We start from the raw sequence: 17641 nt of genomic DNA on the forward strand, positions 1-17641 counted from the left end.
AGGCGGAAAAGTCGAAAACATTTATTAAGTCAATTGAAAAATATAAACAAGTAATTTGCAACCTGATTAAGTAAAAAATGAATAGTCGATTTTGTTACGAAATCTATTTTAATAACTTATATTTTCGTCATGGAGATTATTCACAGTCTTTGCTAAATGGTAAAACAAGCACATATCTTAGGCTTATTGGTCTTCTGTACTAAAGGATACTCTTGTATAAATGAAAATAAATATATTTGGTATAGAATTCGTTTGTGAATTGTGCTAAAACTAAAGATTTTTAGGTTTTACGGCTCATTATATAAATTTACGGTAACATTCGTCTTGATGATCAAAAAAGATAGTTCAATTTCATACGGAATAGTTAGTTAAAAATCATTTTATTTTTATCACTTCTCACTTAAAAGAAATGTCCGCAGCAACAAAAGAAATAAAGCGTATCACTACACATACCTTACAAAAAATGAAGGCATCAGGGGAAAAAATCTCTATGCTCACAGCATATGATTTTTCTTTTGCCAGACTTTTCGATGAGGCTGGATTAGATATCATTCTAGTTGGCGACAGCGCCAGCAACGTGATGGCTGGTCACGAGACCACCCTGCCTATTACCTTAGATCAAATGATTTATCATGCACAATCAGTGGTACGCGGTGTTTCTCGAGCCCTGGTTGTAGCTGATTTACCTTTTGGTGCTTATCAGTCAAATCAAGATATTGCATTGGCGTCTGCCATTCGTATGATGAAGGAAGCTGGGACACATGCTTTGAAATTGGAAGGAGGCATAGAAATTTGTGATAGTGTACGCAAGATTGTGTCAGCAGGTATCCCTGTAATGGGGCACTTAGGCTTAACACCGCAAAGCATCTATAAGTTCGGTACTTACACTGTTCGTGCCAAAGCAGACGCAGAAGCAGATAAATTAAAGTCTGATGCTTTGGCGTTACAAAATGCAGGCGCTTTTGGTATTGTGCTGGAAAAAATTCCGGCAAACCTGGCCAAAGAGGTTTCAGCGACTTTGTCTATTCCCACAATAGGTATTGGTGCTGGTAATGGTTGCGATGGACAGGTATTAGTTATGCACGATATGTTGGGCATCAACAATGAATTTAACCCGCGCTTTGTACGCAAATATTTAAATCTTCATCAGATGATTTCCAACGCGGCAAAACAATATATTGGAGATGTAAAATCCGGCTCTTTCCCAAACGTGGAAGAATCGTATTAAAAAACGCTCAAGCGCTATATTATGGAAGATAAAAGAAGTTGGATATCACAATTGGTCTTCACGCTCGTTTTCTGGGCATGTTTTCTGATGCTGCCCTTTATATTTTTTCCCCATAACCCGTCCAAGCATGAGTTGGAAAGCGGTCGGTTTATCGCCTTATATATTTTTAGTAACCTTTTTTTAGTAGGATTTTATTATTTTAATTCAGGCGTTCTTATTCCTAAACTTTTAGCTAAGCGTAAGCCCGGGCTCTATTTTTTATCTATTCTCTTTTTCTTCCTAATTTATCTGACTGTTTTTTATTGGATATGGATTTACTCCCCAGAAACCATTAAATTTTTTACAGAGCATCCGCATATGTTCAAACGCAGAAATTGGCTATTCAACTTTTTCTCTTTGGGACCTATCATGATGTTCTTATTAGCTTTTACTTTTAGTAGTGTTTCCAAAATTGTGGCAAGGTGGTTCTATGCTGAGAAGCTTAAAGAAGAAGTATCTAAACAACAATTAGAAACGGAGCTTTCTTTGTTGCGCTCGCAAGTAAATCCCCATTTTCTTTTCAATACACTCAATAGTATTTATTCCCTTACATTAACCAATAATGAAAAGGCACCGGATGCAGTGATGAAACTCTCACGCATTATGCGTTATACTTTAGAAGAAGCTCAAAGCGAATTTGTTCCCCTGGAAGATGAATTGGCGTTTATCAATAGCTATTTAGAATTGCAGAAGATTCGTGTAACCGACAAAGTACAGGTTATATATGAAGTGAAAGGCAATGATGGTGATACCAAAATACCTCCTTTACTATTAATACCTTTTATTGAAAATGCTTTTAAATATGGGGTAAGTGCCAGAAATAAAACTTCGATAAAAGTTATCATTGTGGTAGAAAATAAACAATTATTTTTTAATTGTGAGAATGATATTATCCCTAACATCTCTATGCAGCCCGGAACCGGACTGGGGATAGCCAACGTAAGACGTCGGCTGGAATTATTATACAAAAAGAATTATACTTTAAATATTTCAACTGAAGAAGATAAATATAAAGTAGTACTTCGTTTAGAAATAGGTTAAAAATAGCAGCATGCAAGCAATCGCCATCGACGACGAACCTCTAGCTTTGAAAGTAATACAACAATATGCACAACATATCGATTGGCTGCAGATCGATGCTGTGTTTACTGATGCATTGGAGGCAAAGGAGTATTTAAAAGAAAATCCTGTTGATTTGATTTTTCTGGATATACAAATGCCGGAAATAAACGGGATGCAGTATTTTAAGAATTTAGAAGTAAAACCGGAAGTGGTTTTTACGACCGCATATAGTCAATATGCTGCTGAAGGGTTTAATCTGAATGCAGTAGATTACCTGGTTAAACCTTTTGAATATGAACGTTTTTTGCAGGCAGCGGAAAAGGCCAAAGAGCTCATTGGCTTTCGACAAAACAAGGAAGCGGAAGAAGGTTTTTTATTAGTGAAATATAATTACCAGTGGCAGAAAATCGCTTATAAAAATATTGATTTTATTGAGGCCCTAGACGATTATATAAAAATAAACGTATCGCCCAGACCGTTCCTCATTCACATGAGTATGAAAGTGGTCTCGGAAAAATTACCTGCGGAAAAATTTATTCGAGTTCACCGTTCTTATATTGTTGCACTGGAGAAAGTAATCAGTTGGAATAAAAATACAATTACGGTTAATGATAAGATAATTCCCATTTCTTATACGTATCAGAAGCAGGTGCAGGAAGTATTGAAGGGCTTGATGGATGAAAGTCTTTAGTAAAAAGTTATTGAAAGAATGAAAATTGTAATCATCGGTACGGGGAATGTGGCCACTATTTTAGGAAAAAAAATGGCCGGTGCTCATCATACTATTTTGCAGGTCATGGGCCGTAGCGAACGCGCTGCTGCAGTGTTAGCATCAGCATTAAAATGTACCTACTCGCTGGAGCTGACAGCAATGGAACAAGAGGCAGATATTTATTTCATTTGTGTACAGGATAAGGAAATAAATGCTGTAGTAGCTCAAATGAAGGTGCCGGAAAACGCCATGGTGGTTCATACTGCAGGCGGTATTTCTATACAGGTATTGGCCGGAATGTTTAGGAACTATGGTATAGTTTATCCATTGCAAAGCTTGCGCAAAGAAGTGACTGTATTGCCCGTCATTCCTTTTTTTGTGGATGCCAATAATGAACATAATTGTGTTATTTTATCTGAATTTGCAAAAACAATGTCGGCGCAAGTTCATCGGGCTAATGACATACAACGAATGAAGTTACATTTGGCAGCTGTCTTTACCAGTAATTTTACCAATTATCTCTACTCTTTGGCCAATGATTATTGTACAGCATCGCAAATTAATTTTTCTTTTTTACAACCCCTAATAGTAGAGACTGCTAGTAGACTGCAACAGTTTGCCCCTAGCGAGATACAAACGGGACCCGCGGTTCGTGGCGATACACTTACATTAGAAAAGCATTTAGCTATGTTAAATGATTTTGAAGAGGCTCAGGAAGTATATCGTTTCCTGTCAAAAAAGATACAGATGCATTTCAAGGACTAATTGTTAGTTGGAGCGAAAGGCTCTATAAATTGCTTTAATTTCTCACGCAAAAAGATTATATTTACTTCTTAAGCTCATTTTATGAAAAAGGGATTATTATTGCTATTGGCTATTGTTGTATGCTTTGGCATCTATATTATATATTCTAAAGAAACAGACGTTAAAAAAAGTATTACGGCTGAAACGCCACTTAAAATAAGTGAAAACAACAGTACCTTCAATAATGCGACTGCAGCTGTTCTAAGCAGTTACTTTAATCTACGAGATGCCTTTGTCAATTGGAGTGCTGACTCTACAATTCAAAAACTTAATGATTCTCTAATCTTTCATACCCATCAGATTCCCTTTGGTGCATTAAAAGCAGATACACTTTTAATCAATACAGCAAAAAACTTTGCTAGCTCTATATTGGCCGAAAGCGAAGGTTTAAAAGGGGACTCCGCTATTGGTGAACAACGCCGCGATTTTTATAATATCTCTGAAAATTTGTATAATTTCTTAAGAACTGTCCATTATGACCAGGCCACCATATATCATATGCATTGTCCCATGGCCTTTGACGAGGAAGAAGCGTATTGGCTAAGTACTGATACTACTATTGTCAATCCTTATTTTGGGAACAAGGACCCTAAATTTAAAACCAAAATGCTGCATTGTGGTGATATTGAGGACTCGATCAATTTTAGGAAATGACGGAGCTCCTTCTACATTGAATTACCAATCTTTGCCATTATTGGTAACCTGACCTCCGGCTTTTTGTTGTAACTTCTTCTGTGTTTCTTTTTCTTGATCTCTTAAAGCCTGAAGCAATTTCTCTGCCTGCTCTTTATTCATCTTTTCTTGTTGTTGTTGCTGCTGCTTTTCTTGCTGATTTTTTTTCTTAGGGGGTGGGGGAGGTTGGTTCTTGTTTTTATCCTTATTATCTTTCGGTTGTTGCTTCTGTTGTTGTTTTTTTAATTCATTTAAGGCCTTCTGCAGATTTTCTCTTGCATCTTGATCCTCAGGTGTTACGCGCAAAGTGTTTTCAAAAGACTTCACCGCATCTTCATATTTTTTACTTCTTGCAAAGGTTACTCCTTTATCATAATTCAACTCTGCTTTTAATTGATCGCTCTTGCTATTTTTGATAGCTTCATCAAAATTGGCCAGCGACTTATCTGTCTGCGCCAATTTACTTTGAGCAATTGCCAGATTGATACGTGCGGTCGTGTTACCTGGCGCAATTTTTAACCCTTTTTGATATTCCGATATGGCCGTTTTATAGTCACCTTTTTCAAAAGCCTTATTACCATAATACACCTCTTTATTGCCCTTCTGTGCCAGAGCAGAAAGACTGTAAAATAAACAGACGGCTAGTATATAAAAATTTTTCAAACCAACTCTTTTTTTCTTTCAGGAATAAATAACTCTATCACCAATAGCAAAAGTACCAAGGCGATAAGATAAGGGAAATAGTAAAAATATTGCCGGTTACCCACCTTGCCGGAAACAATTAATTTCTTTTCTATCGCATTAATTTTGCTGGTAATGGTTTTAACGGCAGTGGCATCGTTATTCAACAATAAATAACTACCACCCGTGGAAGAAGCAATATTTTGCAGTTCTTTTTCATTAAGTTTAGAAATAACAGTATTACCGTCTTTATCTTTTTTATATTCATTCGTCACCGGATCTAAAATAGGAGAACCCTGAGCTGTTCCTATACCTACAGTGAAGACAACGACACCGTGGTTGTATAGATTTTTGACAGCATCTTCCGTCTTTGCGTCGTGATCTTCTCCATCTGTTAGCAGTATAACGGCTTTATGTTTTCGATCATTACTGTCCAATGCATTGTTGGCAAGGTTTAAAGCGTCCCCTATGGCTGTGCCGGCAATCGGTACCATGTCAGTATTTATATTCGATAAATACATTTTTATGGCGCCCACATCATCTGTTAACGGCATTTGTAAAATAGCTTGTCCAGCAAATACTTCCAGTCCTACCCGGTTATTATAAAGATTATCTGTTAATTGATTTATAAGCTGTTTCGCGCGATCAATCCGGGTCGGTTTTATATCTTGGCTCAACATACTTTTGCTCACATCCAAGGCGATAATAATGTCTATGCCACTAGATTGTTCGACGCCGCGATTGGCAGATTTACGCAAGTTAGACAAGGTGAATATACCGATAAAAAGCGCAATGATGATAACATAAAATTTTATACGAAATAGACGGGGTGAGTATTTGGCGGTCAACCGTTTTATCAAAACAGCATCTCCCAAATTTTTTTTTACTTGTTGCTTCCATTTTATCACAGAAACAAACAAAAATACTACGGGCACTAATGCCAGCAGCCACCATAAATAAGTCGAGTTTTCGAAGGATAACATAATTGATGATAAAAACGAAGTTGCAATCTATTCTAAAAAATTAAAACTACCTTTCTTTCTCTGCGTTTTTTAACGTTTGCTTTTTAGTAAGAGGTATTATTTTTTTCCTTTAAAAAATCCATAATCGGTTAAAATAGCTTTAAGTGTATTAACCAAGGCATTTTTATCGGCCGTGTTATTGATCGCCTCTGCATGTATTACAAAGAAATAGACTCTTTTGTTTTCCTCTTCCCAACCCATTATCCAGCCTGAATGTTTCCCTTCTTTATTGACCTGCCATACGGCTTTATAGGAGAGAGAATAAAGGGTGTTACTCTGTTGTGTCATCAGATCTTTTACTAATCGTTGCACGCGTTTTTGAAAAGGAAATTGCGCAAAATATACTTTCTCCGTAAAGCCCAATAGTTCATCCGGTGTTAGCTTTAATGAATCATTTTGCCAAAAAACTGGATCGTTCTTTGCAATAATCTTATTACCATAATGTAAGGAGTCTAACCAAAATTGCATGGTCGACCTACCAATACTGTCGCTCAGCGAAATAAAACTGGCGGTGTCATCCGTTTTAAATGCCTGGCCTAAGGTCATAGCTGTATCGTTCCTTCTTTGAATCAGGGAATTTTCGTCAGTTACTGCGCCCTTTTCCAAACCGATCAAAGTAGTCAATATATCAAAGCTATTGCCAGGATTATAAGAAGAATCTTTATAGGAAGAAAGATTATATACATTGAACGTCTCGTGCACATTGTCTAATAGAGCAAAACTTCCTTTCAAATGATTGGCTGCAAAATATTTTTCCAGATGACTATCTTCCGATACATTATTCAAGGAACAGCTACCCAATGCTAGGAGCCCAGCTGACAAAAGAGAAAAATATAATAGCTTCTTCATAATTTTTCTGGCAAAAGTAATCATCTTTTGGCTATCTGCCTTAACGGAAAAAGAAAACACTTTCAGTCTTTCTTGCTCCAAAATTATTTTCTAAGTGACGGTTGCCACCTGCATCCTTAATTCTCGCTATCTTTGCCTCAGGTCGTAAGTGAAATAGGTACAACAAAAAATTATTAAACAAAAATTATGTCAATAGTATTAAAAGCAGGAGATAGGGCGCCAGAATTTAAGGGGGTAGATCAAAATGGAAATGTAATTGCCCTCTCGGATTTTAAAGGCAAAAAAGTAGTTTTATATTTTTATCCTAAGGATAATACGCCAGGTTGTACCGCACAGGCATGTAATTTACGTGATAACTACGAGGAGTTGATTAATAAAGGGTTTCAGATAATTGGCGTTAGTGGCGATAGTATAAAAAGTCATAAGAAATTTGAAGAGAAATTTGGCTTACCTTTTCCATTAATTGCCGACGAAGACAAAATCATTTTAGAAGCTTACGGTGTTTGGAAACCAAAAATGTTTATGGGCCGTTCTTTTATCGGCATCCATCGTACTACTTTTTTAATAGACGGAAAGGGTATTATTAAAGCCATAATAGATAAACCCAATACAAAAAATCATACGGAACAAGTATTGGAAACTTGGGCAACTATCTAAAAAATACTAACCCCGATTCCTTTTCAAAATCTCGTCGACTCGTTTTTCGACTGCTTCATTTTTTATTAAAGCGGGCGCATGGTGAGGTTTTATACGTGCATCAATAATTAAAGCATTTTCACACCCCCAGTGCTTGTATCGGGTAAAAGAATTGATACCATAAATGTCATGGGAGGGATTGCTGCGTGTAAAACTTACCCATAGAAAATTATTTAGTTTTTCTGCTACAAAATCGGCATCGTCACAAAGGATTATGAGTGCAATTTCAATAAGCGATTCTGTTTTATCTCTTAATAAAATATTTAATTCCTGCATTTCTTTTTCAGCGTCTGCATAATTGCTAAACGCTTTTGTTTGCAACGCAACAATTCCTGGTAAAACAATTTTCGCATTTGTATTTCGTAATTCTTTTAAACACGCAGGTAGTTCTATTGCCAAAGATCTTATCTGATTGCCGTATGCGGCAAAAACTACTTTGCTGCCTGCATTTAATCCTGTTCCGGAATAATCAAGTGTATCGATTGTCGTATTGGTTTGAAAGTGGATATCTCTTCGCCAATCTATTCTTTCTAAAATATATTTAAAATAACTCTCAATATTATTGACAGATAATTGATTTGTATCATCTGCTGTAATAAATAAATATTTTGCCAAACTCAATTGCCCTGTTCCTAAGATCCTGTTGGCCAAGGTCAGTAATTCAGCAGGTTGTTTTTTGGAATCGAAAGGAGTGTAGCGTTCGCTGCCAATCGCCAGTAACAAAGGATGTACTCCCGCTGCATCAACCGCATTAATTGCTTTTAATCCGGGAATTTCTTGTTCAACAGCGTTGCCTGTTATTTCATGAATAAGTGCGCCAAAAGAAGTATCTTCCTGTGGTGGACGGCCGACGACTGTAAAAGGCCATATTGCCTCTTTTTTCGCAAATACTTTGTGTACGTGCATTACAGGAAAATCGTGTTGCAGACTATAATAGCCCAAATGGTCACCAAAGGGCCCTTCAGGTTTCGTTTCGTTGGGGTATATTTCACCTGTAATTACGAAATCGGCATCTGCACTGATACAATATCCGTCCTGGTAATAATAACGAAACCTACGCCCAGCAAGCATCCCTGCAAAAGTTAATTCGCTCAAGTTCTCAGGCAATGGCATTACTGCTGCTAGAGTATGTGCAGGTGGACCTCCTACAAATATACTTACCTTAAGCGGTAGGTTCTTTTTATTGGCAATAGATTGATGTACACCTATGCCACGATGTATTTGATAATGCAATCCGACTTCTTCGTTTGTAACATATTCATTGCCCAGAATTTGTACGCGATACATGCCCAGATTGGATCGCATTGTGCCTGGTTTTTCTATATTTTCAGTATATACTTGGGGTAGTGTTATAAAAGAACCGCCATCTTTTTCCCAGTGGTGTATTTGAGGTAAGTCCGTAATTTTAATTTCTTCAAAAGGAATATGAATATAACTTGGTTTTTTTATTGGCAATCCTTTTAACGCGACAATACCCGTATTCAGATTTTTAAAGGGGTGCTTAATTGCCTGTATGGGATTATTGCGCAGTTCAATTAAATCCTGTACTTTAGACAAAGTATCACGAAAGATATATTTGCTCCTTTCTAATGTGCCAAAAATATTAGAAGTCGCTCTGTATTTGCAGCCTTTTACTTTCTCGAACAAAATGGCCGGACCATCCTCTCCGTAGACACGCATCTGTATAGCCGCCATTTCCAGATAAGGATCCACCTCTTCTTTAATGCGCAACAATTGTCCAGTACTCTCCAGATCTTTTAGGCAATCTTCTAAGTTGATATAGGCCATTTTGTCTTATTCTATTATTCTTTCCATTCATATTGTTAATGAACTTCCATTGTGCTTTGATCTTTAGTGTATAATCCGCCCAACAACTTCTACTTCTTAAGCGACTACTGCTTTTGCAACCATAAATTAATCGTCGGTTTATAAGTTTTCTTTGGTAGGAGCAAATAAGGCGCGCAGTTCACTAGCGTCGTTAGGGGACATTTTTCCAGCCAGTATTAAACGTAATTGACGTCTGCGCATAGCACCCTCATATTGCTCTTTCTCTTCCGGAGTTTCGGCGATTACCTGCGGCACTTTTCGTGGCCGGTTGTTGGGGTCAAGTGCTACAAAAGTAAAATAGGCTTCATTACTTTCGTAACGATACTGATGTAAACTATCTTCGCCCCAAACTTTTATATTTATCTCCATTGAAGTGTTAAATGCCCTGGTTAGTTTGGCTTCTATGTGTACTATATTGCCAATCTTTATGGGATTTTTGAAACTCAAATTATCCACGCTTGCCGTCATACAAGGGGAGTTGCAATGCCTGGCTGCTGACATAGCACCCGCGATGTCCATCCAATACATTAACCTGCCGCCCATCAAATTCCCAAAAGTATTGGTGTCGTTGGGTAATACAAGTTCATTCATTACCACTAAACTTTCACTTGCTTTCTTTGCATCCATTTTCAAATCTTTGGCAACAAAGATAAGGGTTAAGTTATGGATATAAGCTGTGTTTGCGGTTAATAAAATTCTTTTGAAAGCTCTCCACATGCGGTGCAGCCTTTCAACGGCTATTGTCCTTCTATATTTGGACCTTGCTATAGTTATTTCTATCTCTTTCCTTGTGGAGGTATTTTGACATTTTATGGAAAATCTAATTTTCAGAAATGCAGAGCAAATAAAATACAAGGCAGCTTTTAAAAAAACAGTAAATTTGAGAATTCTAAAGAATAATTTGATAGGCTGATTCAGGTCTTCATTAAACTATTAAAGAATATGAAAAGGCTATTTTTTGTATGCCTATTTGTAGCAATGTTTTACTCTTGTTCCAAGAGCACAACGAATAATAATGCGCTTTCTGGAAAATGGAATATCGTTACAGATGCTAAATTTATTGGTTTGGGACAAGATAACCAACAAGTAAATTATGTGGGAAAATTAGATGATTATTTTGATTTCTTAAACGACAGTGTGATCTATATGAAGGAGGGTTCAGTCCTTGATACATTGAATTATAAGCGTACATCAAACACGACAATTATAATTTCTTCTTTTGGTGTAATTGCGAATGGCGAGCCAGAGACATCCCAAATGAGCAATCATACTAATAGGGGCCTCACAATCACTGCCGCTAACATCTATACTCCTGGCGGAACATTTGGTCGAAAAATTGTGCTAAGTAGATAATATCCATTTTGTATATCTTTCGTCCCTGTCAGTATCTTTCTCTAACGACAAAGCTTTTGCTCTTAACTTCATTCTTCGACGTTTCGAGCAAGGAAAACGAAGTAATGTAACTTGCACCCTTTAAATTAGACATTAAGGTAGACGATAGCTATTATTCGCAGCATTAGCGTTCATCTGCCAAATTGTTCAATTAATTATCACTATCTAGCTAAATAATGACAATAGAACTTAAATTAATTTTAAATGCAATTTCTCCATTTACCGAAGAAGAATTTGCGTTCATTGAACCATATTTTCAAATGGTTTCATTAAAGAAAAATGAAATCCTTTTAGAAGAAGGACAACTTTGTAATACCTTTTTTATCGTAGAATCGGGCATGCTCCGAAACTACTACAACAATAACGGTCTGGATGTAAATTTCAGTTTTACTATGGAAAAGCATTTCACCACAAATTTTGAAGCCTACGTGAATCGGGAACCTTCTAAAATTATTATTCAAGCAATGGAAAGATCGGTTGTTTGGGTAGTAAACAGTAGAATGTATGCTAAAGAGAATGGATCCTTTGCAGCTTTTTCTACTTTCATTCGAAGAGTAGCTATTCGTACACTGATGGCAACCGAAGAGCATCATAATATGTTACGCATGCATGCACCTGCTGATCGATACCAATATATTTTAGAGAAGAAACCAGAGCTCATCCAAAGAATCCCACTTAGCTATTTGGCCTCATACTTGGGCATTACAAGGGAAACGCTCAGTAGAATCCGCAGCAACAAATATTAAATCCATTTTTTGATATTTATCACAGTTGTCCCAATGCACATGAACTACCTTTGTGTCATTAAATATTAGTTATGGAATGGTATCAATATATAGCGGCTTTTTTTGCAGGCGTTTTTTTAACCAATGCGATTCCGCACTTTGTGCATGGTATTGCAGGAAACAAATTCCCAACTCCCTTTGCTAAACCACCCGGTAAAGGCCTTTCCTCTCCCACGGTGAATGTAGTTTGGGCTCTTTTCAATTTACTAATTGGCTATACGTTGTTGAGCGTAAGTAAAATAAACAGCAGTAATGTTCCTTTGATTCTTATTTTTTTTCTTGGCATGGCAGTAATAAGTATTATGAGTAGTATTGGTTTTCAAAAAAAAGATAAAGAATAATCTACTAATAAAATGCTATTCAATCTCTTTATTTTTATCTTCAAGTGCAAGGGTCTTAACAGTAATAATGAACATACAAAATACATTCATAGCGCTTAGAAGTCGCAATTTTGCTTTATTTTTTACAGGTCAATTTATTTCTCGCGTAGGAATGTGGATGCAGCGGACTGCTGTAATTTGGGTCGTTTACAGCATAACACATAGTATATTTATGATTGGTGTTGCTACTTTTGCGGAACAATTTCCGTCCTTTGTGTTTTCCGTGGGAGGTGGGCTTGTAGCGGATAAATACGATCGTTATAAGGTGCTCCTTCTTACGCAAATTTTATCTGCTTTACAAGCGATCGCATTGACTGCCTTTGCTTTTTCGGGAAATTTTGGAATTACACTCATTCTCATTTTAAGTGTATTTCTCGGTATTATAAATGCCTATGATGTCCCCGTAAGGCAATCCATGATTCCGGAAACCATTGAACATAAAGAAGATTTGAATAATGCAATTGCGTTAAACGAGTCTTTAAATACCCTCGCCAGACTAATTGGTCCTGCTTTGGCTGGATTTGTATTAGTAAAATATGAAGCCGCATCTTGTTTCCTGGCTAATGCGATTAGTTTTATTGCAGTGATAGGTGCCATTTTAGCAATGAAATTTCCAAAGGATAAATTCAGTAAGCACAAGACAAAAATTAAAACGAATTTTAAAGAGGCGTTGGAATATCTGGCAGTCAATAAGTCAATTGCCATCGTAATTTTGATAGCCGCAATTTCTAGTCTTTTAATACTACCCTATATAACATTGTTACCGGTTTATGCCAAAGTAATTTTTAAAGGTGATGCCGCTACATTTGGCTGGTTGAATGCGGCGATTGGCTTCGGTGCGTTCACCGGCTCATTTTATCTTGCTACCTTAAAAAAAACGGCAGATTTTAGAAGGGTCTTGATCTTTAATATTTTTCTATTTGGCGTAAGTTTATTATTATTTGCCTATTCGCGCAATGTGTACTTGTCCCTATTTTTTGCTATTGTCGGTGGCTTTAGTTCTATCCTCCAATCTTCCATTATAATTACTATTGTACAAAGTGAAACAGATAATCAATATCGAGGAAGGGTGATGAGTTTAATTGCCATGGCAATTTTCGGAATGTTGCCACTAGGTAGTCTTTTAGTCGGATATATTGCACCGGTAGTAGGAACCCAATTTACCGTATTTATGGAAGGGGTACTGGGGGTTATACTGGGAATAGTCTTCTATAAAAATCTAATAAATACATCGAACGAACGAATTAAACATTAAAATAATGAACAACAAAACGGCGTTGCTCGTGATGGATATACAAATAGGTATTACGAGCAGATTGCCCCTACAAGGAGAAGCATTGGTCAACAAAGTAGCCGGCGCCATAAAAGTGGCAAGGAAAAAGGATATTTTGGTGATTTTCGTGCGGGTGGGTTTCAAAACGGGCATGCCGGAAATAAGTGCCCGCAATAAGACTTTTTATGCGATCAAAGAACAAATGACTGACGCTCGTTTAGAGAGTTTTATGCAAATCCATCCAGGCCTTGGAATGCTCGAACGCGATATTATTGTCGATAAAAAAAGGGTTAGTGCTTTTAGTGGAAGCGATTTAGAAATGATTTTGCGTGCCAATAATATTTCCCATCTGATACTTACCGGTGTTGCTACCAGCGGAATAGTTTTGTCAACCTTACGAGAAGCATTTGACAAAGATTTTCAACAAACGGTTCTTTCAGATGCATGTGCAGACTTAACAGAAGACATACATGAATTTCTCATTCAAAAAATATTCCCGAAACAAGCTGAGGTAATGACCATTGATGAATGGAAAAATACTATGTTCTAAGAAATTACGCATAAAAGCTTCTATTATAATATTTAAAAAGTCAGGAATAATCCGAGCTGCCGGATTATGCTGATTCGGTGTCGAACAATAGGCAATACTGCTCATGAATTGCCGCTTGTTTTTCGTTAAGGTTACACTTTGCAAAAAAAATACGAATAGTATTGATGGATAACCCATTTAAATTCGATCCATCATCAAAAACAAGTAATTTGAATAGCAATGATTTTATAACGATTAGAATAGTTAGCTTTGATAACATAATAAATGGACCCGACGTTTTTGATTAATAGAAATTTTGGGCCTTTTTTCACTGTTTACTTGTCCAAAGCCATTATTTATGAAAAAACCATTTCTCGTTTTCATTTCATTAGTACTGTTAGCAGCCTGTCAAAACGCTTCAGTTACAAAAAATACGGCTATACGTGGAGTTGACACGACGCTTAGACCCGGAGATAATTTTTTTCGATATGTAAATCATAAATGGGAAGATACTGCGCAGATACCGTCAACGCAGGCGGGGGTAGGTGCGTATATGTTCATGAATTATCCACAACGATTGCGTTTGCAAGGAATATTGGACAGTGTTTCAAAGTCCGACAACAAAGCGGGCAGCATTGAACAAAAGCTGGGTGATTTTTACGCATCGGGAATGGATACCGCGACCATCAACCAATTGAGCTATGGTCCCCTAAAACCACTGCTTGCTCGTATTGAAAGCATCAAGAATGTAGCAACTTTGATGGAAGTCGTAGCTACTGAAGCAACTTTGGGAAATAATTCTCTTGTAGCTTTTGGTGTAAGCCCGGATAATAAGAATAGCGGCCTTAATATCGCCCATGTTTACCAAACCGGGATTGGACTACCTGAAAGAGATTATTATTTCAAGACAGACAGTGCAACGATAGCCATTCAAAATGCTTATAAAACCTATCTTGCTGCACTGTTTAGACTTACCGGTAGCGATGCATCTACTTCTATAAAAGATGCGGATGTTGATTATAATATTGAAAAAAAATTGGCTTCATCTCATAAAACAAATATCGAATTACGAGATATAGATGCCAATTATAATAAAATGGCGGTTGCTGCCCTTGCCAACCGGCAACCCAATATCGGTTGGCTGAATGTGTTACCTCATTTAGGGGCAAAAACAGATTCCATAGATGTAGCGCAACTGGCCTATTACGATAAACTCAATGCACTTTTAAAGTCTATTCCTATAAATGATTGGAAAATTTATCTCCGTGCTCAGTCTATCAATACATACGCCAATGATTTAAGTAAGCCTTTTGTGGATGCCGCATTTGCATTCAATAAAGCATTGTCGGGCCAGTCAGTACAGAAATCTCGTGGTGAACTGATGGCTAATAATGTAGATCAGTCACTCGGACAAGCACTCGGGCAACTGTATGTCAAAAAATATTTCTCAGAAGCAGCAAAAAAGCGCGCACTACAATTAGTTAATAATTTAAAAAAAGCTTAAGCAATACGAATAGAAAAGCTAGATTGGATGAGCGACAGTACAAAGCAAAAAGCAAAAGAAAAGCTATTTGCTATCACTGAGAAAATAGGATATCCAGACAAGTGGAGAGACTATAGCAATGTAAAGATTGTAAAAGGAAAATACTTCGAGAATAGAATAGCTGCCGCTGCGGGTAATTATCAATATGAATTGACAAAATTGAATAAACCGGTTGATAAAACGGAATGGTTTACGACGCCTTCGACAGTTACTGCCTATAACAATCCTTCTGCCAATGAGATTGTTTTTCCGGCAGCAATTCTACAACCTCCTTATTTTGATAACAACGCTGACGATGCGCTTAACTATGGTGGAATCGGAATGGTGATAGGTCATGAAATGACCCATACATTTGACGATCAGGGCGCGCAGTTTGACAAGTATGGCAATGTGAAAAACTGGTGGACGAAAGATGATTATAAAAAATTCAAGGCAAAGACACAACAAGTAATTGACCTGTACAATACATTCGTTGTCTTGGACACCGTTCACGTAAAAGGAGCCATGACAATTGGCGAAAATACTGCGGACATAGGTGGCGTTTCCATTGCGTACGATGCTTTTAAAATGACCAAAGAAGGTCATGATACGACAAAGATTGATGGATTTACGCCAGATCAACGATTCTTTATTTCTGTTGCGCGTATATGGCGGGTAAAGATGAGAAATCAGTTCCTGCGTCTTTGGATTAATAATAACCCGCATTCTCCTCCACTGTGGCGCGTAAACGGGCCATTGATGAATACAAATGCATTTTATAAAGCATTCAATGTGCAACCTGGCGACTCCATGTATTTGCCAGAAAAGGATAGAATTCATATTTGGTAGTGATAAACGCCAATCCGAAATTCCGCTTTGCACACAGTGAATTGCTACCCACCCAGGGCAGAGCCGATGGGTGGGGTTTCACCAGAGCGGAGTTCTCAAAATGAGATATAGCTGATATAGCACTGTTTCCAAAATATCCTTATCTTTGCACACTCAATCAAAAGGCACCTAAATGTAGAATACAATTTCTTTCAGAAAAATAGAAACAAACAACTATTAGCGGTTGTTTTATTGTCTAATCTTAAAAGAAAGAAATAATGCTTATTTTACAAAACCTAACCTATATACATCCCAATAAAGATTTATTATTTGAGCACATTTACCTCACCATAAATAATGGTGAAAAAATTGCTTTAATTGGTAATAATGGTTCCGGAAAGTCCACTTTACTGAAAATAATTGCAAATGAATTAGACGCTTCTAGCGGCCAAATAAATTTGGATAGTAAAGCCTATTATGTCCCGCAAATTTTTGGACAATATAGTGAGCTGACGATTGCTCAAGCTTTAGGAATCGAGCAAAGGTTGCATGCGTTAAAAGAAATCCTCAAAGGGAATACAACCGAGGATCATTTTATGGCGCTCGACGACGATTGGACAATTGAAGAACGCTGTTCAGAGGCTTTCAATTATTGGCGATTGAGCGATCTTGACTTGCGGCAGAAAATGGGAACACTCAGTGGTGGGCAGAAAACAAAAGTCTTACTGGCAGGTATTTCCATCCATCAGTCGGAGTTTGTTTTACTCGATGAACCAAGTAATCATTTAGATGCTGATGCCAGAACATTATTATACGATTTTCTGCGCAACACTTCCTGTACTTTATTGGTTGTTAGCCATGATCGGCTATTATTAAATCTGTTCGATAAAACGGCTGAATTAAGTAAGGATGGCATCACGATATACGGAGGTCATTATGACTTTTATGCAATGCAAAAACAAATAGGGTTGAATGCATTAGAACAAGATGTAAAAAGTAAAGAAAAGGCATTACGCAAGGCGAGGGAGAAGCAACACGAAACGCTGGAAAGACAACAAAAATTAGACGCACGCGGGAAAAAGAAACAAGAAAAGGCAGGTATAGCTACTATTATGATGAACACCTTAAGAAACAGCGCTGAAAAAAGTACCGCCAAAATTAAAGGTGTCCATGGCGATAAAATTGATGACATTTCTCAAAAGTTACAGGCCTTACGAAAAGAATTACCAAACATAGATAAAATAAAATTCGGCTTTGATGATACCGCTTTACACAAAGGCAAAATATTATTTAAGGCTACCGGTATTAATTTTAGCTATAATAAGCAGCTCCTTTGGCCA

General features: G+C 37.2%; 18 protein-coding genes and 1 pseudogene. 14 read left to right on the forward strand and 5 right to left on the reverse strand.

Annotated elements, in window-relative coordinates; translation table 11 throughout:
- Nucleotides 1-409: 409 nt before the first annotated feature.
- The 5 genes from panB (at nucleotide 410) to ACQR30_RS08695 (ending at nucleotide 4499) form a co-directional block, all read left to right on the forward strand.
- Nucleotides 410-1228, forward strand: coding sequence for a 3-methyl-2-oxobutanoate hydroxymethyltransferase (panB, locus tag ACQR30_RS08675; RefSeq protein WP_429734082.1), 819 nt, complete (start codon nucleotides 410-412; stop codon nucleotides 1226-1228).
- Between the two features lie 453 nt (nucleotides 1229-1681).
- Complete coding sequence (locus tag ACQR30_RS08680) at nucleotides 1682-2308, forward strand: sensor histidine kinase (RefSeq protein WP_429734084.1); 627 nt, start codon at nucleotides 1682-1684, stop codon at nucleotides 2306-2308.
- A gap of 10 nt (nucleotides 2309-2318) precedes the next feature.
- Nucleotides 2319-3020 carry a LytR/AlgR family response regulator transcription factor gene (locus ACQR30_RS08685; RefSeq protein WP_429734086.1) on the forward strand — a complete coding sequence of 234 codons (702 nt, stop codon included), beginning with the start codon at nucleotides 2319-2321 and terminating at the stop codon, nucleotides 3018-3020.
- An 18-nt stretch (nucleotides 3021-3038) separates the two neighbouring features.
- On the forward strand, nucleotides 3039-3806 hold the full coding sequence (locus tag ACQR30_RS08690; protein ID WP_429734088.1) for a Rossmann-like and DUF2520 domain-containing protein: 768 nt from the start codon (nucleotides 3039-3041) through the stop codon (nucleotides 3804-3806).
- Nucleotides 3807-3887: 81 nt separating this feature from the next.
- Complete coding sequence (locus ACQR30_RS08695) at nucleotides 3888-4499, forward strand: hypothetical protein (RefSeq protein ID WP_429734090.1); 612 nt, start codon at nucleotides 3888-3890, stop codon at nucleotides 4497-4499.
- 21 nt (nucleotides 4500-4520) lie between these two features.
- Here ACQR30_RS08695 and ACQR30_RS08700 read toward each other — a convergent pair whose 3' ends face one another.
- The 3 genes from ACQR30_RS08700 to ACQR30_RS08710 form a co-directional block, all read right to left on the reverse strand.
- Nucleotides 4521-5180 (reverse strand): tetratricopeptide repeat protein, encoded by a 660-nt coding sequence (locus tag ACQR30_RS08700; protein WP_429734092.1) that lies wholly within the window; start codon nucleotides 5178-5180, stop codon nucleotides 4521-4523.
- Complete coding sequence (locus ACQR30_RS08705) at nucleotides 5177-6181, reverse strand: VWA domain-containing protein (protein ID WP_429734094.1); 1005 nt, start codon at nucleotides 6179-6181, stop codon at nucleotides 5177-5179. The genes ACQR30_RS08700 and ACQR30_RS08705 overlap by 4 nt, the downstream gene beginning before the upstream one ends.
- A gap of 96 nt (nucleotides 6182-6277) precedes the next feature.
- Nucleotides 6278-7069: a penicillin-binding transpeptidase domain-containing protein gene (locus ACQR30_RS08710; RefSeq protein WP_429734096.1), complete on the reverse strand. Its 792-nt coding sequence runs from the start codon at nucleotides 7067-7069 to the stop codon at nucleotides 6278-6280.
- Between the two features lie 186 nt (nucleotides 7070-7255).
- Between ACQR30_RS08710 and bcp the strand changes: the two genes are divergently transcribed.
- Nucleotides 7256-7726: a thioredoxin-dependent thiol peroxidase gene (gene bcp, locus ACQR30_RS08715; RefSeq protein WP_429734098.1), complete on the forward strand. Its 471-nt coding sequence runs from the start codon at nucleotides 7256-7258 to the stop codon at nucleotides 7724-7726.
- 6 nt (nucleotides 7727-7732) lie between these two features.
- On the opposite strand, the gene ACQR30_RS08720 is transcribed toward bcp, so the two are convergent.
- Nucleotides 7733-9553, reverse strand: coding sequence for a UbiD family decarboxylase (locus ACQR30_RS08720; RefSeq protein ID WP_429734100.1), 1821 nt, complete (start codon nucleotides 9551-9553; stop codon nucleotides 7733-7735).
- Between the two features lie 138 nt (nucleotides 9554-9691).
- Nucleotides 9692-10219, reverse strand: coding sequence for an acyl-CoA thioesterase (locus ACQR30_RS08725; protein ID WP_429734102.1), 528 nt, complete (start codon nucleotides 10217-10219; stop codon nucleotides 9692-9694).
- A gap of 315 nt (nucleotides 10220-10534) precedes the next feature.
- Between ACQR30_RS08725 and ACQR30_RS08730 the strand changes: the two genes are divergently transcribed.
- The 8 genes and pseudogenes from ACQR30_RS08730 to ACQR30_RS08765 all read left to right on the forward strand — a co-directional run.
- On the forward strand, nucleotides 10535-10945 hold the full coding sequence (locus ACQR30_RS08730; RefSeq protein WP_429734104.1) for a hypothetical protein: 411 nt from the start codon (nucleotides 10535-10537) through the stop codon (nucleotides 10943-10945).
- 215 nt (nucleotides 10946-11160) lie between these two features.
- On the forward strand, nucleotides 11161-11730 hold the full coding sequence (locus ACQR30_RS08735; RefSeq protein ID WP_429734106.1) for a Crp/Fnr family transcriptional regulator: 570 nt from the start codon (nucleotides 11161-11163) through the stop codon (nucleotides 11728-11730).
- Between the two features lie 71 nt (nucleotides 11731-11801).
- Nucleotides 11802-12110: a hypothetical protein gene (locus ACQR30_RS08740; RefSeq protein ID WP_429734108.1), complete on the forward strand. Its 309-nt coding sequence runs from the start codon at nucleotides 11802-11804 to the stop codon at nucleotides 12108-12110.
- Nucleotides 12111-12177: 67 nt separating this feature from the next.
- Nucleotides 12178-13404 (forward strand): MFS transporter, encoded by a 1227-nt coding sequence (locus tag ACQR30_RS08745; RefSeq protein ID WP_429734110.1) that lies wholly within the window; start codon nucleotides 12178-12180, stop codon nucleotides 13402-13404.
- A 4-nt stretch (nucleotides 13405-13408) separates the two neighbouring features.
- The gene (locus ACQR30_RS08750) at nucleotides 13409-13972 is read left to right on the forward strand and encodes a cysteine hydrolase family protein (protein WP_429734112.1); all 564 of its coding nucleotides are present in this window, start codon (nucleotides 13409-13411) and stop codon (nucleotides 13970-13972) included.
- A 337-nt stretch (nucleotides 13973-14309) separates the two neighbouring features.
- A pseudogene (locus tag ACQR30_RS08755) lies at nucleotides 14310-15539 on the forward strand (M13 family peptidase); the annotation flags it as partial.
- A gap of 114 nt (nucleotides 15540-15653) precedes the next feature.
- Nucleotides 15654-16322, forward strand: coding sequence for a M13-type metalloendopeptidase (locus tag ACQR30_RS08760; RefSeq protein ID WP_429734156.1), 669 nt, complete (start codon nucleotides 15654-15656; stop codon nucleotides 16320-16322).
- A 257-nt stretch (nucleotides 16323-16579) separates the two neighbouring features.
- On the forward strand, nucleotides 16580-17641 hold a 1062-nt coding region (locus ACQR30_RS08765; RefSeq protein WP_429734114.1), incomplete at its 3' end, for an ATP-binding cassette domain-containing protein.

Origin of the sequence: Arachidicoccus sp. (assembly GCF_050436765.1) — a bacterium.
Classification (GTDB): domain Bacteria; phylum Bacteroidota; class Bacteroidia; order Chitinophagales; family Chitinophagaceae; genus Arachidicoccus.